Source organism: Prevotella sp. 885 (assembly GCF_002265625.1).
Classification (GTDB): domain Bacteria; phylum Bacteroidota; class Bacteroidia; order Bacteroidales; family Bacteroidaceae; genus Prevotella.
On the sequence record NZ_NOVE01000052.1, the window covers coordinates 1 to 25,672 of the forward strand.

Annotated in this window: 22 protein-coding genes, 2 rRNA genes and 3 pseudogenes; 16 read left to right on the top strand and 11 right to left on the bottom strand. The window is 45.0% G+C overall.

Annotated features, from left to right (window positions below; genetic code table 11):
- Together CHL74_RS12555 and rrf are read left to right on the top strand one after the other, a co-directional pair.
- A 23S ribosomal RNA gene (locus CHL74_RS12555) occupies window positions 1–172 on the top strand; the annotation flags it as partial.
- A gap of 70 nt (window positions 173–242) precedes the next feature.
- Window positions 243–355, top strand: a 5S ribosomal RNA gene (gene rrf / locus CHL74_RS12560).
- Between the two features lie 123 nt (window positions 356–478).
- Here rrf and CHL74_RS12565 read toward each other — a convergent pair.
- A complete protein-coding gene (locus CHL74_RS12565) occupies window positions 479–883 on the bottom strand; it encodes a desulfoferrodoxin (RefSeq protein WP_040596306.1) in 405 nt (134 codons plus the stop codon).
- Between the two features lie 717 nt (window positions 884–1,600).
- Entirely contained in the window at window positions 1,601–1,798 is a 198-nt protein-coding gene (gene tnpB, locus CHL74_RS12575; protein ID WP_094881568.1) for an IS66 family insertion sequence element accessory protein TnpB, read from the bottom strand.
- Between the two features lie 636 nt (window positions 1,799–2,434).
- On the opposite strand from tnpB, the gene CHL74_RS12580 reads away from it, so the two are divergent.
- The 7 genes and pseudogenes from CHL74_RS12580 to CHL74_RS12615 all read left to right on the top strand — a co-directional run bounded on the left by CHL74_RS12580 (window position 2,435) and on the right by CHL74_RS12615 (window position 9,650).
- Window positions 2,435–4,522, top strand: coding sequence for an outer membrane beta-barrel protein (locus tag CHL74_RS12580; RefSeq protein ID WP_094881569.1), 2,088 nt, complete (start codon window positions 2,435–2,437; stop codon window positions 4,520–4,522).
- A gap of 19 nt (window positions 4,523–4,541) precedes the next feature.
- On the top strand, window positions 4,542–4,616 hold the full coding sequence (locus tag CHL74_RS16590) for a cysteine peptidase family C39 domain-containing protein (RefSeq protein WP_141241331.1): 75 nt from the start codon (window positions 4,542–4,544) through the stop codon (window positions 4,614–4,616).
- 185 nt (window positions 4,617–4,801) lie between these two features.
- A pseudogene (locus CHL74_RS16355) lies at window positions 4,802–4,906 on the top strand (type II toxin-antitoxin system RelE/ParE family toxin); the annotation flags it as partial.
- Window positions 4,907–4,910: 4 nt separating this feature from the next.
- Window positions 4,911–5,243 (top strand): helix-turn-helix domain-containing protein, encoded by a 333-nt coding sequence (locus CHL74_RS12595; protein ID WP_094881570.1) that lies wholly within the window; start codon window positions 4,911–4,913, stop codon window positions 5,241–5,243.
- 54 nt (window positions 5,244–5,297) lie between these two features.
- Window positions 5,298–6,146: an acyltransferase family protein gene (locus CHL74_RS12600; protein ID WP_094881571.1), complete on the top strand. Its 849-nt coding sequence runs from the start codon at window positions 5,298–5,300 to the stop codon at window positions 6,144–6,146.
- Between the two features lie 425 nt (window positions 6,147–6,571).
- Window positions 6,572–6,721, top strand: coding sequence for a hypothetical protein (locus CHL74_RS15885; RefSeq protein WP_176452259.1), 150 nt, complete (start codon window positions 6,572–6,574; stop codon window positions 6,719–6,721).
- 916 nt (window positions 6,722–7,637) lie between these two features.
- Window positions 7,638–9,650, top strand: a complete 2,013-nt coding sequence (locus CHL74_RS12615) for a glycoside hydrolase family 20 protein (protein WP_094881574.1) — start codon at window positions 7,638–7,640, stop codon at window positions 9,648–9,650.
- 128 nt (window positions 9,651–9,778) lie between these two features.
- Here CHL74_RS12615 and CHL74_RS12620 read toward each other — a convergent pair whose 3' ends face one another.
- The 7 genes from CHL74_RS12620 to CHL74_RS12650 form a co-directional block, all read right to left on the bottom strand.
- Window positions 9,779–10,363 carry a LutC/YkgG family protein gene (locus CHL74_RS12620; protein ID WP_094881575.1) on the bottom strand — a complete coding sequence of 195 codons (585 nt, stop codon included), beginning with the start codon at window positions 10,361–10,363 and terminating at the stop codon, window positions 9,779–9,781.
- Complete coding sequence (locus tag CHL74_RS12625; RefSeq protein WP_094881576.1) at window positions 10,360–11,754, bottom strand: lactate utilization protein B; 1,395 nt, start codon at window positions 11,752–11,754, stop codon at window positions 10,360–10,362. Before CHL74_RS12625 ends, CHL74_RS12620 begins: the two co-directional genes overlap by 4 nt.
- Complete coding sequence (locus tag CHL74_RS12630) at window positions 11,751–12,488, bottom strand: (Fe-S)-binding protein (protein ID WP_094881577.1); 738 nt, start codon at window positions 12,486–12,488, stop codon at window positions 11,751–11,753. The genes CHL74_RS12625 and CHL74_RS12630 overlap by 4 nt, the downstream gene beginning before the upstream one ends.
- Before the next feature lie 42 nt (window positions 12,489–12,530).
- The gene (locus CHL74_RS12635; protein WP_094881578.1) at window positions 12,531–13,037 is read right to left on the bottom strand and encodes a metallophosphoesterase family protein; all 507 of its coding nucleotides are present in this window, start codon (window positions 13,035–13,037) and stop codon (window positions 12,531–12,533) included.
- A complete protein-coding gene (locus CHL74_RS12640) occupies window positions 13,034–13,669 on the bottom strand; it encodes an AAA family ATPase (protein ID WP_094881579.1) in 636 nt (211 codons plus the stop codon). The genes CHL74_RS12635 and CHL74_RS12640 overlap by 4 nt, the downstream gene beginning before the upstream one ends.
- 42 nt (window positions 13,670–13,711) lie before the next feature.
- Window positions 13,712–15,073: an MATE family efflux transporter gene (locus tag CHL74_RS12645; RefSeq protein WP_094881580.1), complete on the bottom strand. Its 1,362-nt coding sequence runs from the start codon at window positions 15,071–15,073 to the stop codon at window positions 13,712–13,714.
- Between the two features lie 137 nt (window positions 15,074–15,210).
- Window positions 15,211–16,317, bottom strand: coding sequence for a TlpA disulfide reductase family protein (locus CHL74_RS12650; protein ID WP_176452260.1), 1,107 nt, complete (start codon window positions 16,315–16,317; stop codon window positions 15,211–15,213).
- A 222-nt stretch (window positions 16,318–16,539) separates the two neighbouring features.
- On the opposite strand from CHL74_RS12650, the gene CHL74_RS12655 reads away from it, so the two are divergent.
- The 4 genes from CHL74_RS12655 (at window position 16,540) to CHL74_RS12670 (ending at window position 21,993) form a co-directional block, all read left to right on the top strand.
- Window positions 16,540–17,661, top strand: coding sequence for an AAA family ATPase (locus CHL74_RS12655; RefSeq protein WP_094881582.1), 1,122 nt, complete (start codon window positions 16,540–16,542; stop codon window positions 17,659–17,661).
- A gap of 115 nt (window positions 17,662–17,776) precedes the next feature.
- Complete coding sequence (locus tag CHL74_RS12660) at window positions 17,777–18,184, top strand: hypothetical protein (protein ID WP_141241329.1); 408 nt, start codon at window positions 17,777–17,779, stop codon at window positions 18,182–18,184.
- Window positions 18,185–18,425: 241 nt separating this feature from the next.
- The gene (locus CHL74_RS12665; protein WP_094881584.1) at window positions 18,426–20,465 is read left to right on the top strand and encodes a TonB-dependent receptor; all 2,040 of its coding nucleotides are present in this window, start codon (window positions 18,426–18,428) and stop codon (window positions 20,463–20,465) included.
- A 190-nt stretch (window positions 20,466–20,655) separates the two neighbouring features.
- Window positions 20,656–21,993, top strand: a complete 1,338-nt coding sequence (locus CHL74_RS12670) for an ATP-binding protein (RefSeq protein ID WP_094881585.1) — start codon at window positions 20,656–20,658, stop codon at window positions 21,991–21,993.
- An 887-nt stretch (window positions 21,994–22,880) separates the two neighbouring features.
- Here the strand turns inward: CHL74_RS12670 and CHL74_RS12675 are convergent.
- A pseudogene (locus CHL74_RS12675) lies at window positions 22,881–23,276 on the bottom strand (IS1380 family transposase); the annotation flags it as partial.
- Window positions 23,277–23,513: 237 nt separating this feature from the next.
- Here CHL74_RS12675 and CHL74_RS12685 point away from each other — a divergent pair.
- The 3 genes from CHL74_RS12685 to CHL74_RS12695 all read left to right on the top strand — a co-directional run bounded on the left by CHL74_RS12685 (window position 23,514) and on the right by CHL74_RS12695 (window position 25,556).
- Window positions 23,514–23,879 (top strand): DUF805 domain-containing protein, encoded by a 366-nt coding sequence (locus CHL74_RS12685; protein WP_094881587.1) that lies wholly within the window; start codon window positions 23,514–23,516, stop codon window positions 23,877–23,879.
- 405 nt (window positions 23,880–24,284) lie between these two features.
- Complete coding sequence (locus CHL74_RS12690; protein WP_176452261.1) at window positions 24,285–24,959, top strand: hypothetical protein; 675 nt, start codon at window positions 24,285–24,287, stop codon at window positions 24,957–24,959.
- Between the two features lie 129 nt (window positions 24,960–25,088).
- Window positions 25,089–25,556: a GmrSD restriction endonuclease domain-containing protein gene (locus CHL74_RS12695; protein ID WP_176452262.1), complete on the top strand. Its 468-nt coding sequence runs from the start codon at window positions 25,089–25,091 to the stop codon at window positions 25,554–25,556.
- Between the two features lie 13 nt (window positions 25,557–25,569).
- Here CHL74_RS12695 and CHL74_RS16360 read toward each other — a convergent pair.
- Window positions 25,570–25,672: pseudogene (locus CHL74_RS16360) on the bottom strand (ISAon1 family transposase); the annotation flags it as partial.

Here is a 25,672-nt window from a genome sequence, read left to right on the forward strand (position 1 = left end):
GCTGGGTATCCGAGTCTGGTTAGGATAAGCGCTGAAAGCATCTAAGTGCGAAGCCATCCGCAAGATGAGAACTCCATTGAGGGTCGTTGTAGACGACGACGTAGATAGGCTGCAGGTGTAAAGACGGTGACGTCAAAGCCGAGCAGTACTAATTGCCCGAGACTTTCTTCACGAGTAGTCGTGCTTTCAGTTGTTGTACAACTTAACAATAGTTTTGCTTAATCAACGTGTCTAACCCTATTTTAGGCGGTTATTGCGGCGGTGTCCCACCTCTTCCCATTCCGAACAGAGAAGTTAAACCCGTTTGCGCCGATGGTACTGCAATGCAATGCGGGAGAGTAGGTGGCTGCCTTCTTTTACTTGAGGTCTTCAGAGTCAAACGACTTTGAAGACCTTTTTTTAGTACGCTCGGCATGAGCATTGTCTAACGGGTGCAAGTCCCGAGTAAACCCTAATAGCGGGAATTACATAGCCAAGATCAATGGTGTTCATCGTGAGGTGATGTGTTGGCATCTCCTTTCCACAACCCATGCAGGTTGCAATACTCGCGAGCCGATACCTCTTTGGCATCTGTTAGGAAGATTACCTCTGGCTTCTCGCCTGGCTGTAGCTCATGGCGAAGTACATCGGTAGGAGTGAGCAACTCTATCCATTGGATATAATGCTCTGGGAGCATCGGATGCTCTACGCTTCCAACCTTTACACGATAGCCGCCCTCGATCGGTTCTATAACGGGCACATGCTTCTCTTTTGCCGCATCCGTGGTGTTCTCCTTCATCAGTTTCATGGGCTGACCGCAGCAGCTGAGCATGGCTCCAGGATTCACTACCTCTACCACGTTGCCACAAACCGTGCAACGGTAGATTTCTCTTGTTTTAGTCATAATCGTTCCTCCTAAAATTTAGAAAATTAAATGACGTCTTTATTCTTTGACGATTATAAAGATACTCGTTTTCTGTGAGTTACACAAATTTTAGAGCCTTTTTTATTCCTAAATAAAGTTAAAGCTTGTAGATATTCACTTGCGAAACTTTAGTAACGAGCCGACTTGAAAAAGTGAGCACAAAACTAAAAACTTATGGCTTTTATCTGCTTCACACCTGTCTAAGTTTTAAATTGAAAGAGGCTCTGACTTTTTTCCCTCCAATCTTTCGCACGAATAACCGTCGTAATCCTACATTTATTTGCACGAATCAATATAGAGTTGATAATACTAATGGAGATGTGTTCGTTGTAGCTTAAATTATAAATTTTTGTTAATGGACGTTTTGCGAGGGGTTAGAACCTTATATATTTCTACTATGTATATAGTTGACAATCAGACTGTTAAAAATATGTATAAACCAAAATCATTAGGACTTGGAGTTAAACATGTTTTCGCACTCTTCAGTAGTTCTGCCGAATACAATATTTGCATCTCTAATGCTCAATACTATGAGCTGAGCGCACAACAAAATCTTTGGTGCGAAATTCTTGAGTTTTGAGCATTTGGAGACAATATGCTCATACACAGTGTGTTATGCGGTTTTCGGGAGACTTGTGGTTCTTGTGGTAAAGGAAGTTGATAAGGCGTACGATAACCTTGGCATCGAAATCGTCCCTACATGGTATATCTTCTTGATGAAGCGCATGGGGATGAGTTCGTAGCGTGATACAATGTGAAACCGTCCGTATCCCAACGCAGGAGCTTTACCTGCTGCCGGTTCTTGATGAAGAAGATGAACACAGCCCCGCTTAGCGGAGGCAGATCCATCTCATGCGACACTAACTTATAGAGGCCGTTTATCCCCAGGTTCATTCCATTGGTAGGAACAGACTATCCGCAACTTCGGGTATAGGTGGTATTGGGTTTTCTGTCACATATTGATTACACCCACGTATACGCTTCTTGGCTTCTTTTACAGATAGTCCGTTGTTACTCATCCAGCGTCGCATTCCTTTGCGGTTAGTATGCCATTTATTTTGAACAGAGGATAAAGTGACAGTTGGATTACGTGGCAACTCTTTCAAAAAGCATTCCATTCGCTTTCATATCGTTTTGCTGGTATCATATTAGATTTTTTATTCACGCAGCAAAGGTAAAGAGATAAAAAAATATGGACAAGGCTGCATCGCGGATACGCTTACGAAATAACTGTAGCAAAACAAGAAATCCACTAAAATCTGTCACTTATGGCAATTTTCTTGCCGATTCTTTCTTTATTTTGGATTTTTTTATCATATTTGTGGCCGGATTATAAGCACTCTGACTGTCGTTATAGGAGACGTGCTCTTCTAAGACCACAAGAGAAACGCCTACGCCGAGCTGAATGTAAGTAACATGCAGCGGGCTATGGGTGGGAAAATAGTCCAATACATATAAAGGCGTTTACTAACGCTCTGTTTGAGGTTAGTTTATTAGACTACTTGCAACATCAACTCGGATAAAAAAATTATGAAAAAGGTTCTAGCAATAATTAGTCTCTTGTTTCTTGTTTTGAATGGTAATGCTCAAGAATCATTAGATACTATCAAATCTTTTAGACTAAGTGAAGTTGTGGTTAAAGCAGAAAGGATTATTCATAAGGGTGATCACGATGTACTATATTTATCAAACGACAATAAAAAGTTTGGTACAAATGCTTTAGATGCAGTTTCTTCCTTAGAATTGTTCCAAACAGCAATAAATGAAACAAAATTGGTTTCTTGGGACAGACAAAATGTATTTATCCTTATAAATGGCGTTCCATCAACGGCATATGACTTACGTGGATATAAGGGTGAGGACATAAAGAACGTAGAGTTTTATTCTATTGCTCCTCCTCAATACATGAGTCTGACTGCAGGGCCTGTAGTCAACATTGTTGTGAAGAAGAGGCACGATAGATCTTATGCCGGTTATTTCAACACTTCTAATGCTGTAAACACAGAATTTGGAACAAACCAGATTGACTTGACGTATGCGGATTCTCTGAACCAAGTAAAACTGGATTATCTGATTGATTACAGAAACATAGGCAATATTGATAATCTTGCTGAATACACTTATAGTCCGCAACTACATTCTCAATATAGGGGTACAAGTCGCTATAAAGGTCAATATCATAACATCAGTGCATCGTACCAAAGATATCAGGGTAATCATCTGTTTAATGCTAAGGTATATACTATCATTGAACCCTTACAAGATGAAGAAAAAAGGGCGGGCCTTATTTCGACAGATGACACCCAATATAATGGTGAAGGTACAAGCCTTTTGAAGAGTCGTTCCAATACGGTGGCTGTAGATTTATACTATCGCTATTTATTAAAGAAAGGCCGTCTGTTTGCCATAAATGTTGTCAATACATTTGGAAATAGTTATTCGGATTCGAAGCAATCTATGCTCTCGGAGAATACAGGAAACAATGACTATGACTACAATTTACACTCAAGAGTGGATAATGATTCGTATTCATTTATTACAAACGCTGTCTATGCCTCTCCGCTTTGGGGTGGCTCATTGAGTGTTGGTTCAAGATATGAATATAAGCAACTTAATCAGACTTCATTCAATAACAAATACAAACCATATTCTCACAATGAGTTCCTTAATACGGGTGGTTCCTGGACATGGAATACAATATCGTTTGTTCCGGCTGTTGGATTGAATATATTTAAGCAGACATCCTCGGGTATATCGCAAAACTCTGTTCTTCCTTACATAAGACTTTATTCAGATTGGTGGGGAAAGGGTAAAATGAAAGGAACAACTGTGCAGTTGACGTTGACAATGCGTAATATATCTCCTTCGTTAAATGAAATCACTGAGAGTGAGACCTATTTAGACCCTTGGCTGATATCTGCTGGCAATCCAAAATTGAAAGATTATTGGATTACATCGGGGAAATTGTCGTTTGCATATTTCTCACCCAATAATAAAAATCAGATAGTCTTCATGGTACAGCCATCATATGCTAACAATAAGATAGCTACCACAATACTAAAAGAAAGCGATAATATTTATTTCAGACCTCAAAATATAGGAGGTGATTTCGAATGGAGATTTGACCTTTATGGGAGTTGGTATCCATTTAAATGGTTAGAATTATCACCCTATGTTGAATACTATATCTCACGACTTGAAACTCCATCGCAAAATATCAACTTTGATTATTGGCGTATAGGTGGCAATATTACAGCATCATTTGAAAACTTGTCTTTGATCTTCAGTGTTAATTCACCAACAAAAGTATACGACGGCGACCTTTTGTCACGTGGCAGCCTTCAATATGCTGGAACGATACAATATAAAATAGGTAATTGGTCAGTAGGTGCAAAATACAATTATTCAGGACACAACAACTATACTGTTTCGAATTTACCTATTCTTAGGTATAATGAGAACAAGGATTGGAAACCACTTCAGCATATGGCACGCTTGACTGCCACATATACATTCTCCGTAGGAAAATCAAGAAGGCACGATGGCAAGATACTTATAGAATCAAGTAAAGACAATACCGGTTTAGGTAAGTTTAATACACCACAGATAAGCAAATAAAAAGAAACGCTTCCCCTTTATAAAGCAAAAAGATTCAATGCAATGTGGGGTGGCTTGCCTTGCATCTATATGCGAATATTATGGAAAGGAATAATGGAAAGCGAGATTTGCCCATAATTCCTTTTATTTTTGATAATATCAAGTCGTGAGAGTGTTAAAAATAAGATCTGATTTGATGAAAAACCGAATCTTGTATCGTCGTTTGGAAACAAATCGTTATCTTTGTACCATAATTCAAAACAAAATGGGCATCAACAAGCTAAAAGTGGTGTTGACAGAATTGCCACACATGGCATAGTCAAGAAAACTCAGAAGACACCACTAAAGGAAATTACCAAAGCAGAAGAAATAAGAAAAGAGTATTTTAACAATAAAAATAAATAGCATTATGGCACAGATGAAATTGATACCAGCAGACAATATGAAAGATAAACTTTGGGGTAAAAGAGGTACACCAGAGCGTGAAGCAATGGAAACTAAACTCAAAGAAGATGTGAATGCCTATATTGTAGGCGAAGCCATACGCAAGGCTCGATTGGCACAAAACCTCACGCAAGAACAACTTGGTGAACGTATCGGTGTGCAGCGTGCTCAAATTTCAAAGTTGGAGAAAGGTACAAGTGTTATCACATTGCCAACAATGAGTCGTGTATTCCAAGCTTTGGGTATCGCAACAGCCACTCTTGATTTGGGTATTGCAGGCAAGATTGCGTTGTGGTAAGATAATTAATAAATAAAACCTGAAATATATATATCATCATACCCTCTAAGAAAGATGAAATACAACAATATAGATTATCAAAGATGTGTACTTATATGCATGGTCGTGATGATACACATCGTGAATTTCAGTACACTATACCCTGACGTAAAAAACTTTATAAACTTCTTTTTCATGCAAGCGTTTTTGTTGATTACAGGCTATTTGGTAAACATCAGAAAAACGTATAAGGAATTTGCGTCTTACACCATGAAGATTCTCATTCCTTATATAATAATGGTTACCGGTTATGCTTTTGTATCAACATTACTACCAGTAAGAGATGGGGTAAACGAATTTACAATACCTATAATTCTTAATACGATATTTGTCACCTCTATTGGTCCATATTGGTTCTTGTACACAATGGCTATATGCGGGGTAATATATTATTTGACATTCAATTTGGTTGGCAAATGGAGCATAATGGGCAAATTGTGCTTATTTGCCACATTTCTTATGTTAGTCTCACAATACACTCCAGTTCTTAATTCTACGAATGCAGCTTTTTATTTCACTGGTGTCTGTTTGCGTCTGTCTGAAAAACGTCTTGATGAAATTATAAAACCATCGTTGTGGAGTATTCTGCCTTTCATAGCAATAGCAAGTTTCCCAAACTATAAAAATTGGAACTTTTTAGCGGTTACAATATTAGCATTGTCATTCCTTTCTTTCGTTCCGAAACTCATACAGAGTATCAAAAACAAGAAGGTCTTGGGAATTATAGGATATATTGGAAGAAACACACTTCCTATATACCTTTTTCATCCAATATTCACAATGGGAGGCAAGTTAGCATTGCCACTATTCAATTTTGATAATTCTGGGGGGTACATACGGTCTTCACTATTGCCGTTAGCATAATCGGAAGTATTGCTATTGCTGCAATCCTTGACAGATGTCACCTGTCTTATATTTTTGCGAGAGAAAGGTTCTTACGCTAATGTCCAAAAATGAGAATACAATGTGATCGAAAGTTAAATACGTTAAATTTTAGCCATTTCGTATCTATATAGAATCCACACAGTCACTTTTCTACCGTTTAGAACGTATAATACTGATAATCAACTAATAATAGATACATCTCTTGCAGTAGCTTGACAAGCATGTTATGTTTTGCTGTAGAGCCACCAATTTGTTACACAAATGTAGTTAAAACTACGAGACTTTATGTTCCAAAAGAGTCAATTGAGAAATATGAGCAAAAGGCGGCGTGGAATGGTGCAAAGGGCATCTATCCACTATATCCGACAGACTCAATTTCGCTGCCAAAAGAAGTTTCAGTAATATTGGCAAAGCCTACAAAAATAGAATATACTATAAAACTGACAGTAGAAAACCGTTGTCTGAAGGTTGAGGGTCTTGCAGATAATGACATCATCAAGATTTCTGACTATGCCGGATCTACTGTATATCGCGGCACAGAACACAATATATAACTGAACGCTTCAGGTGTCTACATCGTGAAGGTGAAAGGAACAACATTGAAAATTCATGTAAAGTAAACAGGAATATGGAATATCGGGTAGAAGGTAAATACTAATTGCAGGTATTTACCTCCTACTTTCATCATAACTTATTTCTTCATTTCTCCCCCAATCAATCTCTTCTGCTCACGTTCAAAGTTCTCCAAGAAGTGAATCTCTACGGGGGAAAGGTTGTTTTCGCACTCTTCAGTAGTTCTGCCGAATACAATATTTGCATTTCTGATGCTCAATACTCTTCGTTCAGCGCACAACAAAATCTTTGGTGCGAAATTCTTGAGTTTTGAGCGTTTGGAGACAATGTACTTATACACAGTGTGTTATGCGGTTTTCTGAAGAAATATTATGAAATCAGATTCGCAAAAGAGCCGTTTTTCGCTGCAATAGCGCCACTTTTACACTGCAATAGTGCCACTTTTATCATGCAATAGCGCCACTTTTACACTCTAATAGTGGCACTATTGGACTGTAAAAGTGGCGCTATTGTTAAGCTTGGGTGCTGTTTGCACAGCAAAACACCATAAAAACAGCTTTTTGATTCTCTAGAATTGATTTTTATTTTGTAACATGTTTTTACTCTTTGTACGATATTTGCATGGTGGATATGAAGACGTTAAGGATGGTACTGATGATGAGGCGGTAGCGTTGTAAGGATTTATTTTATAAAGGCTGAATGTCATTTTTTTTTCAGCTTTTGTAGTATTCTGCTTTTTCTTGCGTTTATATAGTGTAAAAGAAAACAAATTAGAGACCGCTAAACGCCGATAGCTCACTTTTTTTTACTAATTTTGCAATGAATACTGATGTATTCGCAGACTACTTGATTACGTCTTACATTACGATTTACCACGTTTTTTATAAAAACCATTCTATGACAAACAAATTCGTAAAATTGTTTTTCTTGGCCACATGTTCTATGATGGCCCTCACGTCCAATGCCCAGTCATTGCTTCCCAAGCCGCAGTCGTTTGTGAAGGCAAAGGGCTTCTTCCCGTCGGCACCGGGCAATGTAAAGGTGGAGAACCTTGCCGGTGACGTTGCGGAGAACATCTACTCAAAGCCTTGGCTGAAGGCAGCCAAGAATGATGGTCGCCGTGTGGTGCGCTTCGCACGTATGGCGAATCCTTCATCGCCTGAGGCTTACCGCCTGCATATCACTTCCGACACACTCCTTGTAAGTGCCGCCACTGCTGACGGATTCCGCTATGCTTGGCAGACCATAGGTCAGCTTACCACGAAGGGTGGCATCATTTGCTGCGACGTTGACGACGCTCCGGCATATAAGTGGCGCTCGCTGATGCTCGATGTGTCGCGTCATTTCCAGCCGATTGAGTTCATCAAGAAGCAGGTGGACGTAATGTCGAAGTATAAGTTCAACCGCCTCCATATCCATCTCACCGACGCTGCCGGATGGCGCATCGAGATAAAGCGCTATCCTTGGCTCACCAAGTTGGCGGCATGGCGTCCTGAGCGCACATGGAAGGAATGGTCGAAGAACGGCGCACGCTACATCGAAGAAGGTTCGGAAGGCGCTTACGGCGGCTATTACACTCAGGACCAATTACGCGACCTCGTGGCTTACGCTGCTGAGCGCGGCATAACCATCGTGCCTGAGATAGAGATGCCGGGTCACTCGGCTGAGGTGATGACGGCTTATCCCGAACTATCTTGCACACACGAGCCTTACAAGCAGATGGACTTTTGTGCGGGTAGTGTGGCAACATACGACTTCCTTGAGAATGTTCTGAAGGAAGTGATGGACATCTTCCCGTCCAAGTATATCCATGTAGGTGGCGATGAGGCTGACAAGGCGTCATGGCCTACGTGTCCGCTCTGCCAGCGCAAGATGAAGGAACTTGGCACAGACAAGGAAGGTCTGCAGGCCAGTCTGATTGCCCATTTCGGACGTTTCCTCAACGAGCACGGCAGACAGCTGGTGGGTTGGGACGAGGTGATCGCCGGCAACCTTGCCAAGAACACCACCGTTATGGTATGGCGAGGAACAGAGAAGGCGCATGAAGCCATCGAGCACGGTTACGACGTGGTTCTCTCTCCGGGTGCTTACTGCTACCTTGACAGCTATCAGGACGCTCCAAACACACAGCCGGAGGCCATCGGAGGCTATCTGCCTCTTGAGAAAGTGTATGGCTATGTGCCAGGTGAGGACTTGCCGGAGGCTGAGCGAAACATGATAACAGGTGTGCAGGCTAATCTGTGGACAGAATATATCCCGACTCCGGAACACGTAGAGTATATGCTTTATCCGCGCGCTCTTGCCATTGCCGAGATTGGATGGAACGGAACGAAGAAGAAGGATTATCCTGAGTTTAAGCAGCGTGCGCTGCAGCAGATTGAGGTGTTGCGCAAGGCTGGCGTCAACACGTTCGACCTGAAGCATGAGAAGGGAGAGCGTCCTGAGTCGCTCAAGCCTACAGCTCACAAGGCACGTGGCTGTAAGGTGATATTCAATAAGAAGTATTCTCCCAAGTATCCTGCTGCCGGCGACCAGACTCTTGTTGACGGTGTACGTGGCGGATGGACCTATGGCGACAAGAAGTGGCAGGGATTCATCGGCAAGGACTATTGCCTTGACGTCACTCTCGACCTCGGAGCAAAGACAAAGATATCTTCTGTTTCGGCTGACTTCATGCAGAGCTATGGCGCTTGGGTGTTCTTCCCAGAGGAGTTCAAGGTGTCTGTCAGCGACGACGGCAAGACATTCACTGAGGTATATACCACCAGCAGCAAGGTGGACCACGACATCCAGTCTGGCTTCCGTACCCTTTCATGGAAGGGATCGAAGAACGCACGTTATGTCCGCGTACAGGGCAAGACCACAATGGACGGTGGCTGGCTGTTCACGGACGAAATCGTAGTGAAGTAATCACGCATATTCTCTGAACTTGCGAAAGTTCAAACACATATTATTATATAAGAGAGGAGAGGCTAAAGAAGCTTAACAACTTCTTTAACCTCTCCTCTCTTTTTGTATGTTCTTTTCGCTTATCCGTCTTAATCCTCTCTGATGACCACTGTCACGCCTCGTGCAGCCTGCGCTCCCATTACCAGCGCCTGCTCGATGTCGGCTGTCTTTGACGGTCCTGAGATGAATGTGCCGAGTCCGGTCTTAGGCATGCAGATGCGGTCGTATGCCTCGTGCATGTTGTTCACGATGCCGCTCTTCGGGAGGACGATGACCAGATACTCGCTGATGAAGCATACGGCTTTCTCCTTCATGTCCTGCGGAATCCATACGCAACCGTTCTCCGCCACTCCAATCTGTCCGTACACCACGCCTACATCGGTGCCGTTGAGGTCCTGCGCCTCTGCCACGGTGTCGGGATTGATGGTGGCGATGGTCAGTTCGGCTATGTTTGAGGCTATGGTCTTTGCTTCCGGATAGGCGCTTCTTACGATGTCGTCGAGCTTTTCGCCCGGCTTAGCCATCACCACCTTGCTGCCCACCGACATGCTAATATCCACAAACTGCTTTACCGTGTCGTCATACGATATGCCGTCTATAGGTGTGTCAGGCATCGGATATTGTTCGTGTGTGTTGCGTCGCAACTTCTCCAATAGTTCGTCTTTGTATGTCATTGTTCTTTCTGTTCGTTATGGTTCAGTTTTCCTTTCTTCCACATAGTCTGGAACGACTCCTTTGCAAATTTCGGCATTGTGTGTCCCACGCCCCAAGGATTGAGTGAGCGGATGTGCGTCAGGCTGTCCGGTATGATATTGGCAAGAGGAGCCATACGCAAGGCTGAAGAATAGAGTAGGGGGTGATTGAAGAGTTCTTCCATTCCCTTAGACATGCATTTCTTCATCGTGTTCGCCTTGTGCAGCGAGTCGAGCTTCTGCCTCCACAGATAAACCTGCGAACCTGGATTGACCTTAGCCGGGCATACATTGTCGCACGACAGGCAGAGCGTGCAAGCGCTGACGTTGTCGGTATAGCGTGGCGCATCGTGCAGCATGCCGAGATTGATGCCGATGGGACCGGGGATGAAGTAAGTGTATGAGTAGCCTCCCGAGCGGCGATATACAGGGCATGTGTTCATGCAGGCTCCGCAGCGAATGCACTTCAGCGTCTCCCAATGCTCGTCGTTGGCAAGGATGTCGCTTCGTCCGTTGTCCACGAGGATGACGTGCATCTCCGCTCCCTGCCTTGCCTGACGGAAGTGTGAGGTGTAAGCCGTTGTGGGCTGTCCCGTAGCAGAACGGCAGAGCAGACGCTGGAATACGGCGAGCGACTTATAGTCGGGCACAATCTTCTCTATTCCCATTGCCACGAGATGCAGCTTAGGCATTGACGTTGACATATCGGCGTTGCCCTCATTGGTGCAAACTACGATGTCGCCGGTCTTTGCCACACCGAAGTTACATCCCGTCATTCCTGCTCCTGCTTCCATAAACTGGTTGCGCAGATGCTCGCGTGCGCATCTTGTCAGATAGGTCGGGTCATAATTGCCTTTCTCCTTGCTTATGCCCTTCTCCTCGAACATCTCTCCCACCTCTTCTCTCTTGAGGTGTATGGCAGGCATGACGATGTGGCTCGGCTTCTGATGGAGCAGTTGTAGGATGCGTTCGCCAAGGTCGGTCTCCACGACGTCGATGCCATGACTCTCAAGGAACGGGTTCATGGCGCACTCCTCGGTAAGCATCGATTTGCTCTTAACCATCTTCTTTACGCCGTGACTCTGCAGTATGTCGAGCACGATGTTATTGAAGTCGGCTGCGTCCTTAGCCCAATGCACAATGACGCCGCGGCTCTCCAGCTGCGTGCTGAACTCCTCCAGATAGTCAGCCAAGTGTGTTATGGTGTGCTGCTTTATCTGGCTGGCATGTTCGCGCAGCTCCTCCCATTCAGGCAACCCTGACGCCGTGTTGTCGCGTTTTTGTCTTAATGACCAGAAGGTGGCGTCGTGCCAAGAGGTCTTTTCTCTGTTATCGTTGAAGCGTCGTGCCGCTTCGGAATGTAGTGTGCTCATAGTCCTGCTGCTAATATCTCTACCACGTGTATGAACTTAATAGGCTTGTTCTCCTTCTTTGCAATGCCCTGCATGTGCATAAGGCATGACGAGTCGGGACCGGTGATGTATTCCGCCCCCGTAGCCATGTGACGTTCAATCTTGTCCTCTCCCATGCGCTTCGACACGTCCGGCTCCTCCACGGAGAACATTCCTCCGAAGCCGCAGCACTCGTCTTTACGCTCCGGCTCACGGATGGTGATGCCGTCAACGAGTTGGAGGAGGTCGATAATCTTGTTGAACTGCGGCACCTGTCTTTCTGACGGCGACGACAGTCCCAGTTCGCGCACGCCGTGACACGAGTTGTGTACGCTGACGATGTGCGGGAAGTGAGCCTTGAGGCTTGTCGGTTTCACGACGTCATGCAGAAACTCCACCACGTCCATAATCTTCTTAGACGTGAGGCATTCGTGATTACCTTTGGCAAGTCGTGGATGATAAAGCTTGACAAAGGCTGCGCACGATGCCGACGGCGCCACCACATAGTCGAACTCTTTGAAGAGATCGTCGAAGTGGCGTGAGATGTCCGTAGCCATCTTCTCAAAGCCGGCGTTTGCCATTGGCTGTCCGCAGCAAGTCTGCTTGAGAGGGTAGGTTACGTCGAGTCCGAGGCTTGTCAGGAGTTTGTAGGTAGCCACTCCCACTTCCGGATACAAGGCATCGACGTAACATGGAATAAACAATCCGATTTTCATAATGTCTTTATAGCTCTTTAGCGTGTTAAAAGTGTTTTTCTATTATTTGTTTTTGCGCGGATCGGCGAGTGTTATCACTTCGCAGTCCTTGAATTTGTCGCCGTCGATGGTCAGTCTTACGATGGTACGTTCTTTCTGCCATCCCTGCAGTCCTGCCGCTCCGGGATTGATGTGAAGGAGTCCGAGCTCCTTGTCGTTCATTATCTTCAGAATATGTGAATGTCCGCTTATGAAGAGTTTGGGCGGACGTTCGTAAATCTGTTTTCTGATGCTTGCGTCGTACTTACCGGGATAACCTCCGATGTGCTTCATCAGAACGTCCACGTCCTCACACTTGAAGCGCAGCACTTCCGGATACATCATACGGAGGTCGCCGCCGTCGCAGTTGCCGCAGACGGCACGCAGAGGTCTGAACTCGGCGAGGCGCTCCGCAAGGAATGGGGAGCAGATGTCGCCGGCGTGCCATATCTCGTCGCATGGCTCGAAGTAAGTCAGATACTTGTCGTCCCAGAAAGAGTGGGTGTCGCTGATAATGCCGATGGTCTTCATTCCGCAGCCTTCCTTTCCAGAGCTTTCCTTATGAAGCTGACGGCAAGTTCTGCAGTGCCCTCCATTCCCAGTCTTGACGAGTTGATGCAGAGGTCATAGCTTTCGCTCTTTCCCCATGTCTTGCCCGTATAGTAGTTATAGTATGACGAGCGTCCCTTCTCCTGATTCTCTATTATCTTTCGTGCCTCCTCTTCCGTACAGTCATGGCGCTGGCGTATCTGCGCTATGCGCTCATCGATGTCCGCCGTGATGAAGATGCTGACAAGGTTCTTGTGTTCGCGGAGCACATATTCAGCGCATCGTCCCACGAAGACGCACGGTCCTTCCTCAGCCGCCTTGCGGATGGCGTCGCTCTGAATGCGGAAAAGATTCTCCTGCGACATCTCGTTATCGTAGAAGGCATTGTCCGAGATAAACGGCACGTGCACATGGAACATGAGGTCCAGAAAGCCCTTCTTCTCGTCGTTCTTCTCGAAGCATTCCTCGCAGAATCCGCTTTCGCGTGCCGCAAGGTTGAGTATCTCCTTGTCGTAGAGCTTGCATCCGAACACCTCCGCTATCTTCTTTGCCACGACGTGTCCGCCGCTGCCGAGCTGTCGTCCGATGCATATAATGATATTGTCGTTTTGCATATTATGTGGTGTTTCTTGTTATAGTTTCTTCTTATTGTGGGGCTATGCCTTCGCGCTTGCCATCGTGCGGAACTTGCGCACATACCGTATCAGGATTATAGTGGCGAGTATAGACGCTGTGGTGTCGGCAATAGGCAGCGAAATCCAGATGCCGTCCAGTCCTACGAAGCGTGGCAGGACGATGAGCAGAGGCAGCAGGAATAGCATCTGTCTGGAGAGCGAGAGCAGCATGCTTATCTTCGCCTTGCCGATACCTTGGAAGAAGCCCGTCGTTATCATCTGAATGCCTACGAGCGGGAAGGCGAGCATGTTTATCTGTATGGCTCTGATGGATATGCTGATGAGTGTGGCATCGGTGGTGAAGAGGCGTGCGCACTGGTAAGGGAACAGGTGGACGAGGATAAAGCCGAACGTGGTGATGCTGAATCCTGTGCACAGTCCGTACTTGAGCAGTCGGAGCAGACGGTCGTATCGGCGTGCACCGTAGTTGTATCCCGTGATGGGGAACATTCCCTGATTGACGCCCATGTTTATCATGATGAATATGAAAGCCATCTTGTTGGCGATGCCGTAAGCGCCCACTGCCATGTCGCCGCCGTACTTCTGCAGTCCGGTGTTGATGAATATCACGACGATGCAGGCGCACACGTTCATGGCGAAAGGCGACATGCCAATGGCGAAGATGTTCTTTACGATTTGTGACTCCGGACGGTAGATGCCACGTCGGAAGTGCATTATCTCATTCTTGTTGCTGAAGAGTCGGCATTGCCAAGCCAGCGCCACCGACTGCGATATCACCGTAGCCCAAGCGGCTCCACGGATGCCCATGCCCAAGGGCCAGATGAAGATTGGGGCGAGGATGACGTTGAGGAGCACGGAGAGCATGGACGCTCCCATGGCGTGCTTTGGCTTGCTGGCAGCACGCAGCACAGCGTTCAGTCCGAAGAACATCTGCTGGATGACGTTTCCGGCGAGTATCACCTCCATGTATTCGCGTGCGTAAGGCAGCGTGTCCTTGCTGGCTCCGAAGAAGAGGAGGATAGGATTGAGGAAAGAAAGCGTGATGATGCTGAAGACGATGCCCACCAGAAGGTTCAGCGTGATGTTGATGCCGAAGATTCGTTGTGCCGTGGCATAGTCTTTCTGTCCCAGTTTTACGGAGATGCACGTCGCGGCTCCGACTCCTACGCCGGCTCCGAAGGCAGCCGCAAGGTTCTGGAACGGGAATGTTATGGCCAGTCCGCTGATGGCCAGAGGTCCGCAACCCTGTCCGATGAATATGCTGTCTATCATGTTGTAGAGCGACGATGCCGTCATCGCTATGATGGCTGGTAGGGCATATTGCACTAAGAGTTTGCCGACAGGCTTGGTTCCTAATTCGAGTGTAGCTTTCTTGTTATCCATTTATGTCCTTTTTTCTTCCTTCCTTTATATAAATAATAGGAGGTACGGCTTCGAGCCGTACCACTCAGCCTTAAAAGCAATTAATGTGTAATATAGATTAAGTGGTACGGCTCGAAGCCGTACCTCCTAATTCCTAATTAGAATCCGTAGATTTCTTTCAGCTTCTCCATGAGCTTCTCGCCACGGAGGTCGGCGGCGATGATCTTGCCGCTCGGGTCAACGAGGTAGCTGGCAGGGATAGAGTTGATGCCGTAGGTCTGTCCAGCGAGAGTCTTCCATCCCTGGAGGTCAGAGAGGTGCACCCATCCGAGCTGCATGTCGTCCACAGCTTTCTTCCATTTCTCCAGGCTGTTGTCGAACGACAGTCCCACTACGTTGAATCCCTTGCTCTTATACTTGTCGTACGCAGCCTTCACGTTCGGCATCTCGGCGCGGCACGGTCCGCACCAGCTTGCCCAGAAGTCGATGAGCACGTAGTTGCCCTTACCGCAATATTCGGAGAGCTTGTGCGGATTGCCGTCCATGTCGTTCTCGGTGATGTCAATGAATGGCTGTCCGATGATGCCTGCCTTCTTGGCAAGGGCAGTGAGATACTGTCTTGCACCAGCGAGAGCCGGGTGAGAAGCGTATGCACGTTTCGGGTCGAGCACCTCCTTCAGTTCAGGATATTCCAGGTCGTACACTATGTTATTGATGAAAGCGGCGGGGATGAGGTTGTCCTTGTTTTCATTCACAATCTCCTTTACGCGCTTCACGAGCTGGTTAGAGAGAGCTTCCAGCTTCGGCGTCAGTTCGGCAGCGAGTTTCTCCAGCTCTTCCTTGCTCTTGCCAGCCTCCTGCGCCTCGCTGTACTGCATATACAGAGGAGCTGTCTGTGAGGAGATGGCGTCCAGCTCGCGGTCATATCCGTTGAGGCGTGTGTTAAGGTCAGAGCCCTTCAATATCTTTGTTGCCATGTCGATGGTTACGGGAGTGCCGTCATTGAAGAACACGCTGTAGTCGTTCTTCGTGGCTGTGATGCCGAGCAACGCGTCCTTTTCCGCCGTGCCCTTCATGCTGAACTTACCGTCCGTCACAGTGGCGCTGTCGATGGCTTGAGCCTGTCTGCTGCCCATTTCGATGATATACACCTTTGCGGCGTTATTACACTGTCCGCTTACGTTATATTCTGTTCCTTCCTTACTCTGTGCGCATGCAGCGAGCGCCACTATGGCACATGCTGCAAGTGATAGAATTGTCCTCATAATTTTCATGTTTTTTTATTGTTTTTATTTGTTGGCAAAAGTAACAATAAAAAATGAGATTGTTTGTCCGTTAGTATTTATTAAAAGTTAATTTTACGGTATATAATGAGTGATATACTAATTAGTAACAAATTTATTAGTAACAGCTTTATTACTAACAGGCTTGTTACTAATGATTATTTTTTTGTATCTTTGCACTGACACACACAACAAAGAAACAATATGGAAAACCCTTTTGTATTCGGCAAAGCTGCCGAAGGAGCATATTTCACAGACCGAGTGGAGGACAGCAAACGTCTTGCTGCCAATCTCACTCATGGCATCAACACTGTCCTTATTTCTCCACGTCGATGGGGCAAGACTTCTCTTGTCAAGAAAGTTATAAGCGAGACATCGTCTGACGATGTCAAGTTTATCTTCATTGATGTGTTTCAGTGTAAGTCTGAATATGACTTTTTCAGAAACTACGCCAATGAGGTTATCAAGCAGACTTCGTCAAAAATAGACGAGTGGGTGGAGATGGCTAAGAACTTTCTCTCCAACATATCGCCAAAGTTCTCTTTCGGGTCAGATCCACTGAACGATTTCTCCATATCCTTTGAATGGAACCAAAATCCGGAAACCGTTGAAAGCATTCTTGCCTTACCCGAAAAACTCGCTTTGAAGAAAAACAAGCGCATCGTAGTGTGTCTTGATGAGTTTCAGCAGATAGCTGACTTTGCAGACAGCACATCCTTCCAAAAACGACTTCGTACAGCATGGCAGCATCAGCAACATACCACGTACTGCATGTTCGGTAGCAAGAAGCATCTGATGGAATACATTTTCAACGATAAGAGTATGCCGTTCTATAAGTTCGGGGATATGATATTCCTGAACAAGATTTCAACAGAAGACTGGACGAAATACATCTGTCATCAGTTCCACGTTACAGGTAAGACCATTAATGAAGACCAGGCCGAAAAGATATGTAACCTCACGGAGAACCTTTCGTCATACGTGCAGCATCTTTCTTGGATTGTCTGGTACAAGACAGACCGCGTCGTCACAAATAAAATCATCAATGATGCGCTTGATGACATCTTGGAGCAGAACAAGGTGTTCTTCCAAAGAGAAGTGGAACAGTTGACAGAATTACAGCTTAACTTCCTCAAAGCATTGGCTTGTGGTGTAACATCAGGCTTTAGCAGAAAAGAGGTGATTCAGAAATATCGTCTGGAGTCGTCCGCCAACATTCAGAGTGTTAAGAAAGCGTTGCTCAAGAAGGATTTGATATATATAGATGACGCGACAATAGTATTTGACGATCCTCTGATGAAGCTTTGGATAAAAAGGGAATTTTGACATGTATTAAATATTATTCTATTAAATCAGAGTGATGTTTTCTGATTTTATCTGTATCTTTGCCATGTCTGAAAAAAGACATAAGAAAAGTAGTAAAACAAAAAGCAAAAAGATTATGAGAAAGACATTGTTAATGCTTGTGATGATGCTCACCGCTATGGCGGTATCCGCACAGAGCGTCAAGACATTAGGCACTGTGGACAACGCCGTCATGCAGTGTGATAAGAAGCAGGGCTGCTGCAAGCAGGCAGACAAGAAGCAAGGCTGCGAGAGAAAGTGTGAGAAGAACAAGAACTGCGAGGTGAAGTGCGTTAAGGCCGAGCAGAAGCAGGGCTGCTGCAAGAAGGCTGATAAGCAGGGCTGCCAGAGCGCATGCAAGAAGGCAGAGCGGAAGCAGGGCTGCAGCAAGAAAGCTGACAAGCAGAACTGCCAGAGCGCATGCAAGAAGGCAGAGCAGAAACCGAGCTGCTGCAAGAAGGCAGAGCAGAAACCGAGCTGCTGCAAGAAGGCAGAGCAGAAGTAAGATTTTTTATGTGAGGTCTCGTTACGGTTGTAATGAGGCCTCACATTTTTTGTTATGGGCGTTCGTTACGATTGTTGTGATAAACGAATAAAAGCGCGATTGTTTTGTCAATTTAACGCTTTTTTTATAACTTTGCAGGTTCAAAGCGCCATCCCGTCATTACATACTGTCATCTTTTCGGACCGTATGGCATCTCGGAAAGCGCTGTTTTTTTATTAATTATTTCACATCAATCAAATCTATGTACAGACAAAGATTCAACAGCATGCAGGCACTGCGCTTCAAGCATTTCACGCGCCGTAGCTATGCGCTGTTCAGCTGCATCGGACGAGAGGTGCTCATCTGCACACTTAGCGTGGCAACACTGACCTACGCCAAGGCAGACGGCGTAAGCACAAAGCCCGTTCATCAGACTGCAGCTGCCGACACTCTGGGACATGAGGAGGTGAAGCTCGATGAGGTGCTGGTCACCGGATCGCGTGCGCCGCTTACTGCTCTCCAGTCGGCAAAGATCGTCTCTGTCATCACACGCGACGACATTCAGCGTGCGGAGGCAGCGAGTGTAAACGACCTCTTGAAGTTAGCCACGGGCGTGGATGTCCGTCAGCGCGGTGGCTTTGGAGTTCAGACGGACATCAGTATCAACGGCGGCACGTTCGACCAGATCACCATTCTATTGAATGGCGTAAACATCTCAAGTCCACAGACAGGTCATAACGCAGCCGACTTCCCTGTTTCGCTTTCTGACATTGAGCGCATCGAGGTTCTCGAGGGCGCATCGGCACGTGTGTTCGGATCGTCGGCTTTCAACGGAGCCATCAACATCGTCACGCGTCCAGACCGCGAGTCGTGCGTACGCCTTTCGGCTGAGGGCGGTTCGTTCGGATCCTTCGGCGGCGACTTCGGCGTAAGCCTGCTCACAGGCAGCGTCAGCCAGAAACTCAGCGGAGGCTATACGCAGAGCGACGGCGGAACCAAGAACAGCGACTTCAAGCGTCGCCGTGCATATTATACAGGCTCCTATACTTCAAGATACGCTGACCTCGTCTGGCAAGCCGGACTTTCGTCGCAGGACTATGGCGCTTCCACGTTCTACAGCGCCAAGTTTGATAATCAATGGGAGGCCACGCGCCGCATCATCACTTCCGCACAGGCTGACATCAAGCCCTTCGGCGACGAGCGCTTCGTCATCACGCCGCAGGCTTACTGGCACCGCGATGTCGACCACTATCAGCTCACACGCGGCAAGGAGGGAGCCAAGAACGGCGAGAATTATCATCGCACCGACGTTTACGGAGCTTCGCTTAACGCTCACGCCACATGGCTCCTCGGCAAGACAGCTGTGGGCATGGACATCCGCAAGGAGCATATCCTGAGTACGGCTTACGGCGACCTGCTCCCCGAGAACGAATGGAAGGACATTCATGGCACGGACCGTCGTTACGACCATCGTGGCGACCGCACCAACACCAGCCTCTTCCTCGAGCATAACGTCATCCTCGGTGGCTTCACCCTCTCTGCAGGTGTGCTTGCCAATCGCAACACAGGTCTGGATGGCGACTTCCGTTTCTATCCCGGCGTTGACCTCAGTTATCGTCCCAACGAGATGTGGAAGTTCTATGCTTCATGGAACAAGGCGCTCCGCGTACCCACATACACCGACCTTTACACCAGCAATTCCGTGCAGCAGGGCGACACCGGTCTGCGTCCCGAGCGCACCTCCACCTTCAAGGCTGGCACCCGCTTCCGCACCCGCGGCGTTGAGGCTGTCGTAAGCGGCTTCTATTCGAAGGGCAACGACATCATCGACTGGGTGTACGAGACGGAGGAGAGCCGTAAGTATCATGCCATGAACATCGGCAAGCTTGACAATATGGGCTATTCCGTTGACGCCACGCTCAACATGACGGAGCTTCTTCCGGGTTCGTTCGTCACGCGTATAAAGGCTGGCTATGCCCGCATCCACCAGCGCCACACCACCGAGCAACCCGTCTATCGCTCGCTCTACGCCTTGGAGTATTTGCGCCACAAAGCCACCTTCCAGCTCGACCATCGCATCTGGAGTCGCCTCTCCGCTTCATGGGCAGTACGCTGGCAGGAGCGCATGAATCACTACGAGCCATACACAAAGGTAGACTGTAAGTTGCAGTGGACCGCCCCCACATACAGCCTGTATGTAAAGGCAGACAACATCACCAACCACCGCTATTATGACCTCGGCGGAGTTCGCCAGCCGGGTCTGTGGATAATGGCGGGAGGAAGCGTGAAGATTGGATTATAAAAGAGATTTCGGTCATTAGAAATTTGCATTTGCCAAGTTTCTAATGACCGATTTTTTTATCGTTAGCCTTGACTTTTGGATAGATTTAATGATTTTATGCCTTGACTTTTGGATGAATTTAACGGTTTTATGCCTTGACTTTTGGATAAAATCAGTATCTTTGCGTTGATAATCAGCAAAATATAGAAGTATGACATATTATAAGAGAAATATAGACGCAAAACTGTTGGAATGGAAGGATTCTGCAAGAAGAAAACCACTGCTTATTCGAGGCGCAAGACAGGTCGGAAAGTCAACGGCAGTAAGGCAGTTGGGTAAGGAATTTAAGTACTTTGTAGAGATAAACTTGGAGAGCCAACCATCAATAAAGCAACTCTTTACAAAAGACATTGATGTTCACAGAACTTGTGAGGCAATAAGTGCGACAATCGGTATTCCGGTTGTTGCAGGTGAAACCCTGCTCTTCATCGATGAAATCCAGGTTAGCCAAGAGGCAATAATGTCTCTTCGTTATTTCAAAGAGGATTATCCAGAACTGCATGTAATAGCTGCTGGCTCATTGCTGGAGTTTACGCTTGAGGAATTGCCTTCGTTCGGGGTAGGACGCATACGTTCCTTGTATATGTATCCGTTTTCGTTTGATGAATTCCTTTTGGCGCAAGGATTAGATACGACGGTAAATTTCAAGCGCAAAGCCACATCACCGCTTCCTGATGCCGTACATAATATGTTGGTGGAGCAGTTGAAGTCGTTTTATCTTGTAGGGGGTATGCCTGCTGCGGTTACTGAATGGATTGAATCAAAGAGCTATATCGAATGCACCCATATACATAACGATATTCTTGATACTTATCAGGACGACTTTTCTAAATATAAGTCACGCGTATCTCCTGCTTTATTAAGAAAGGTATTAAGGTCTGTAGCTTTGCAGGCAGGTAGTAAGTTTGTATTCCGTCAGGTAGCTGACGATATTCATTCGTCTTTAATAAAGGATGCCTTGCATTTGTTGACATTGGCAGGATTGATTAAGCCAGTTACTCATAGTGACGGAAATGGCGTGCCGCTCGGTGCTGAAGAAAACAGCAGTTACACCAAATATCTGTTCTTGGATCTTGGACTTATGCAGACAATGCTTGGAACTCCAGCCTCGAATATTCTTCTTTCTTCAGACGTGGATTTTGTAAATAAAGGTGCAGCTTCAGAAATGTTCGCAGGATTGGAATTGGTCAAGAATCACGATTGTTTTCAGAAGGCGGAAATGTATTATTGGCAAAATATGGCAAGAGGTACGAATGCAGAAATAGATTATCTTGTGGCAAGAAACGGCGTAGTTTTGCCGATAGAAGTCAAGGCAAGTACACGAGGTAGCATGCAAAGTTTGTGGCTGTTTATGAGAAAGAAAGGACTCCACAATGCTATCCGTACTTCATTGGAAAATTTTGGAAAGTTTGAATATGTAGACAATGAAGCCCATGATGATGTCCGTCACGTAGATATTGTTCCGCTTTATGCTTTAAGTAATCTGTAGGCTTTTCACTCAAACTATCTTCGTTATGTTCAGATTGTTTTTAATCATAAGTGTATTGTCCTATCAATTCAAAATAATTCACAATGCGCCTTGGCGCACAATTCCTAATTCACCGCTCGGCTTTGCCGCTTGCCTAAGCAAGAACTCAAAATTCCTAATTCGGACGGCGTCCGCCGTCCGCCATGCAAATATCGTACAAATGGTAAAAAACTGTTACAAAACAAAAATTGATTATAGAGTTCCGGTTTGCTGTTTTTACGGTGTTTTGCTGTGCAAACAGCACCCGAGCTTAACAATAGCGCCACTTTTACACTACAATAGTGCCACTATTAGACAGTAAAAGTGGCGCTATTGCATGATAAAAGTGGCACTATTGTAGTGTAAAAGTGGCGCTATTGCAACCCAATGATGCTTGTTTGCTCCGTAATTCATTGCACAATTCTTTTCATAGCAGCATAATCAGCTGTATGTCAGTACACTATCGCTGCACGCTCAAAACTCAAGAATTTCGCACCAAAGATTTTGTTGTGCGCCGGGCTCATAGTATTGAGCGTTAGAAATGCAAATATTGTGTCGGACGGCAAGGCGTCCGAATGAGGAGTTCTTGCTTAGGCAAGCGGCAGAGCCGAGCGGTGAATTTTGAATTAGGAATTATTCTCGGCTTCGCCTGCGATTTTGAATTATTCAGTTGTGAATTACAGCAGACAAGGCAAACTTAGGAGGCTATGGCGTCTCGCCGTAGCCACGCAGCCTCCCATAGCAGATTATCTCCTGAAGGGACACGTATCTATCAGAAACTCACTGCAAGCTCCGAAGGAGCGCAGCTTGCAGTGGGTGTTCGTGATGGTGATTACTTCTATAAAGGTGCTGAGTAGTTACACATCAAAATCTTTCAGTTGGCCAGATGCAAACATACAATTGAGCAGTAAAGTATTGAGAGTGTCAGCCGTGTTGAAATCGTAGTTCTTCCCCGTATCTGATGTGTATGAAATGTTTTCTTGCGTCAGTTCCTTTATCGCTCTGAGGATAGTGTCAGAGCTACAAGTGTGAAGTGTCGTATGAAGCGAGAGATGGTTCATCAAATGAGTAGTGACAGAACCACCACAGAAGTAGATACTCATGAGAGAACGGATGATTTCGCTGTACCGATAACCGAACGATCTTCACCTTAGACCGAGGGTAGAGTCGATTACAGATGACAATGTGGTGTCAAATTGCTCCATGATTGAAAATAGTCCACTAAAAGGTGTAAGTTTCTCAGATTTAATCTGTACTTTTGTCATGTCTATCGTTGGATTTTCTTTTTTGTTTTTACAGCACCAAGATAAGAGAGTTCTTCGACATGGCAAAATCCTGGGCAACTTTTTGTTGCTCAGGTACCTAAAAGGTTTAAATTACAATAGTCTTGCGGAATTAAGGTATAATTTGGTAAGGGTATTTGAATTTGTTGTACCTTTAAGTATTCAAAGTATTAACCAACAATTAAAAGTTGCGCCCGACACTAATTTAGGGACTCATTTATGAAATTCACAGAATCAGTTAAAACCGTCTATTCAAAGTATGCTACATTTTCAGGAAGAGCCACACGCTCCGAATATTGGTGGTTCGTACTTTTCTTGTATGCAACAATTTTGTGTGCTGTCTTATTAGGTGTTGCAACGGGTATTGATAAACCAATTTTAGCTCTGATAGGCATATTCGTAGCTATATCTTTTATTCCTATTGTAGCTCTTCGTGTTCGAAGATTACATGATATTGGTAAATCCGGTTGGTGGATTTTTTGGGGATTAGTTCCATATATTGGAGGATTCATACTATTCATATTCTCTGTAATGGGAAGTGATGGTGAGAATGAATATGGCCCTGATCCTTTTGATGAGAATTAATATATTCTACCCCCATTCGGGCACTCCTATACTTCAGCCGCCATGCGCATTGGTTCTCTATCTGTGCATGGCTGCTTTTCGTACACTTAGGTGCGGTATCAGTGCGGTGAGGGTGATTAAATCCCGAATTTTATAAAGCAAATTTTAAATGTAAATATGAAAAAGATTTTCTCTAAATTACATTTTATCTATCTTACGATAGTCTTGAATGTTCTGATGATTGGTATTTTTTGTGGATGTTCAAAAAATGAGTCCAATTATATTTCCCATATCAATGACACTATAAGTCTGAGTCTTTACAATGTTCACTTGGGAGATTCATTGTCTGTTGTAAGAACAAAATTTAGGAACTTAACTTTTGTTCCCTTGGATTCGTTGTCTTCTTACGTACCAATAGAAAATAAGATGAAAGTTGTATATGAAGATCTCGGTATATCAGTATACACTACTGATACTATATTCATTGCAAATCATGTAGGTTGGCAACATATGAAAAATGGTTCCCGGGAAGATTTCCCTTTAAAAACTACAAAGCATCCAGCACAACTCATATTTTTTATAAAAGACCAAAAAGTACTTCAAGGGGAAATTCTTATTTTCTCAAATATAATTGATGACATTAAAGGAGTTGAACTTAGTAGTGGTGATTTTATTAAGTCAATTCAAAAACTTTATGAAGAAAAATACAATAATCCAGATTCAATTTTAGTGTATAATAGAGTGTCTAGGGAATCGGCTACATATTCAATTGATACCGACTCTATTGCAAAGGTACAGATAAATGAAGATATCGAAGCAACTGATAATAAATTTGCAATAAACAATTCCTTAGCTTCAATATGGAGTTGGAAAAATGCTAATATTATTGCGGAATGGGATTTTCAGCCATATAAAGATGGGGAATTTTGGTTTTGGGCTAGTTGTTTTATGGTTAGAATTATCTATACTGATTTGAATGCAGTAGAATTAGAATCAAAAAGAAGACTAAAATTAATCAGATTACGAGAACAAGATAGTATAAGGAGAATCAAAAAAATAGAAAATGACAATATGGAATTGCTTAAGAAACAAGTAATTTGAATTAATCATCAAAGTCCTCCCATTCGGGTGCTCCTTTCTTTCAGCCGCCTACGCTATGGCTCTCTTGCTATGCGTATGGCGGTTTTTTCTTTGGCTTGGCACGCGCTTCGCAACGAGCAAACGGATATTATGGCACACACACTGTGGATTATCGGCCAGCCTGCTATTATTTTTCCATTTGTAATCAAGGCTTATAGCAATGGCGTTTCTGATGACGATTTCAGATTATTAGCCAAGGCTCTAACCTCTATATTCTTGCGTCACAGAGTTATTGGTACACGCGCTGTTCTCACATGGAGATTGAATGATGTCTTCAAGAAATTTGAAGGTGACGTTCATGCTGTTGTCAATCATATAGAATGGATGAAGACTACAACAGACGGATGGTGGGATTATTGGAACAACGTTGAATTTAAACACTACTTGTTACTTTCTGGCCATCATAACGAATCTATCGGAAACAATTCTTTTGAAGCTAAACGAAACACCTATACCCAGTTACTCCAGCAACAGGAAATCCGTAACATGACGGAACAGGATCATCTTTGGGACAAGGCTAAAATTGACAAAAGAAAAGAGCTTATTGGGCTCACCTGAAAAAGTGTGTGGATTAAGCATACAATCTTGTTAGTCTGAAGAGAAAGAATTTCTTGTCAATGATACCCCGAAGTTGTGCTCTGAAATGCTTGACTTTTGCATTGAAAGATTCTGCA

Excerpts from the sequence above, each read along its gene's own strand:
- CHL74_RS12565 (WP_040596306.1), bottom strand. The coding sequence starts at position 883 with ATGACTAAAACAAGAGAAATCTACCGTTGCACGGTTTGTGGCAACGTG.
- tnpB (WP_094881568.1), bottom strand. The coding sequence starts at position 1,798 with ATGAACCTGGGGATAAACGGCCTCTATAAGTTAGTGTCGCATGAGATG.
- CHL74_RS12580 (WP_094881569.1), top strand. The coding sequence starts at position 2,435 with ATGAAAAAGGTTCTAGCAATAATTAGTCTCTTGTTTCTTGTTTTGAAT.
- CHL74_RS12595 (WP_094881570.1), top strand. The coding sequence starts at position 4,911 with ATGGCACAGATGAAATTGATACCAGCAGACAATATGAAAGATAAACTT.
- CHL74_RS12600 (WP_094881571.1), top strand. The coding sequence starts at position 5,298 with ATGAAATACAACAATATAGATTATCAAAGATGTGTACTTATATGCATG.
- CHL74_RS12615 (WP_094881574.1), top strand. The coding sequence starts at position 7,638 with ATGACAAACAAATTCGTAAAATTGTTTTTCTTGGCCACATGTTCTATG.
- CHL74_RS12620 (WP_094881575.1), bottom strand. The coding sequence starts at position 10,363 with ATGACATACAAAGACGAACTATTGGAGAAGTTGCGACGCAACACACAC.
- CHL74_RS12625 (WP_094881576.1), bottom strand. The coding sequence starts at position 11,754 with ATGAGCACACTACATTCCGAAGCGGCACGACGCTTCAACGATAACAGA.
- CHL74_RS12630 (WP_094881577.1), bottom strand. The coding sequence starts at position 12,488 with ATGAAAATCGGATTGTTTATTCCATGTTACGTCGATGCCTTGTATCCG.
- CHL74_RS12635 (WP_094881578.1), bottom strand. The coding sequence starts at position 13,037 with ATGAAGACCATCGGCATTATCAGCGACACCCACTCTTTCTGGGACGAC.
- CHL74_RS12640 (WP_094881579.1), bottom strand. The coding sequence starts at position 13,669 with ATGCAAAACGACAATATCATTATATGCATCGGACGACAGCTCGGCAGC.
- CHL74_RS12645 (WP_094881580.1), bottom strand. The coding sequence starts at position 15,073 with ATGGATAACAAGAAAGCTACACTCGAATTAGGAACCAAGCCTGTCGGC.
- CHL74_RS12650 (WP_176452260.1), bottom strand. The coding sequence starts at position 16,317 with ATGAGGACAATTCTATCACTTGCAGCATGTGCCATAGTGGCGCTCGCT.
- CHL74_RS12655 (WP_094881582.1), top strand. The coding sequence starts at position 16,540 with ATGGAAAACCCTTTTGTATTCGGCAAAGCTGCCGAAGGAGCATATTTC.
- CHL74_RS12660 (WP_141241329.1), top strand. The coding sequence starts at position 17,777 with ATGAGAAAGACATTGTTAATGCTTGTGATGATGCTCACCGCTATGGCG.
- CHL74_RS12665 (WP_094881584.1), top strand. The coding sequence starts at position 18,426 with ATGTACAGACAAAGATTCAACAGCATGCAGGCACTGCGCTTCAAGCAT.
- CHL74_RS12670 (WP_094881585.1), top strand. The coding sequence starts at position 20,656 with ATGACATATTATAAGAGAAATATAGACGCAAAACTGTTGGAATGGAAG.
- CHL74_RS12685 (WP_094881587.1), top strand. The coding sequence starts at position 23,514 with ATGAAATTCACAGAATCAGTTAAAACCGTCTATTCAAAGTATGCTACA.
- CHL74_RS12690 (WP_176452261.1), top strand. The coding sequence starts at position 24,285 with ATGAAAGTTGTATATGAAGATCTCGGTATATCAGTATACACTACTGAT.
- CHL74_RS12695 (WP_176452262.1), top strand. The coding sequence starts at position 25,089 with ATGGCACACACACTGTGGATTATCGGCCAGCCTGCTATTATTTTTCCA.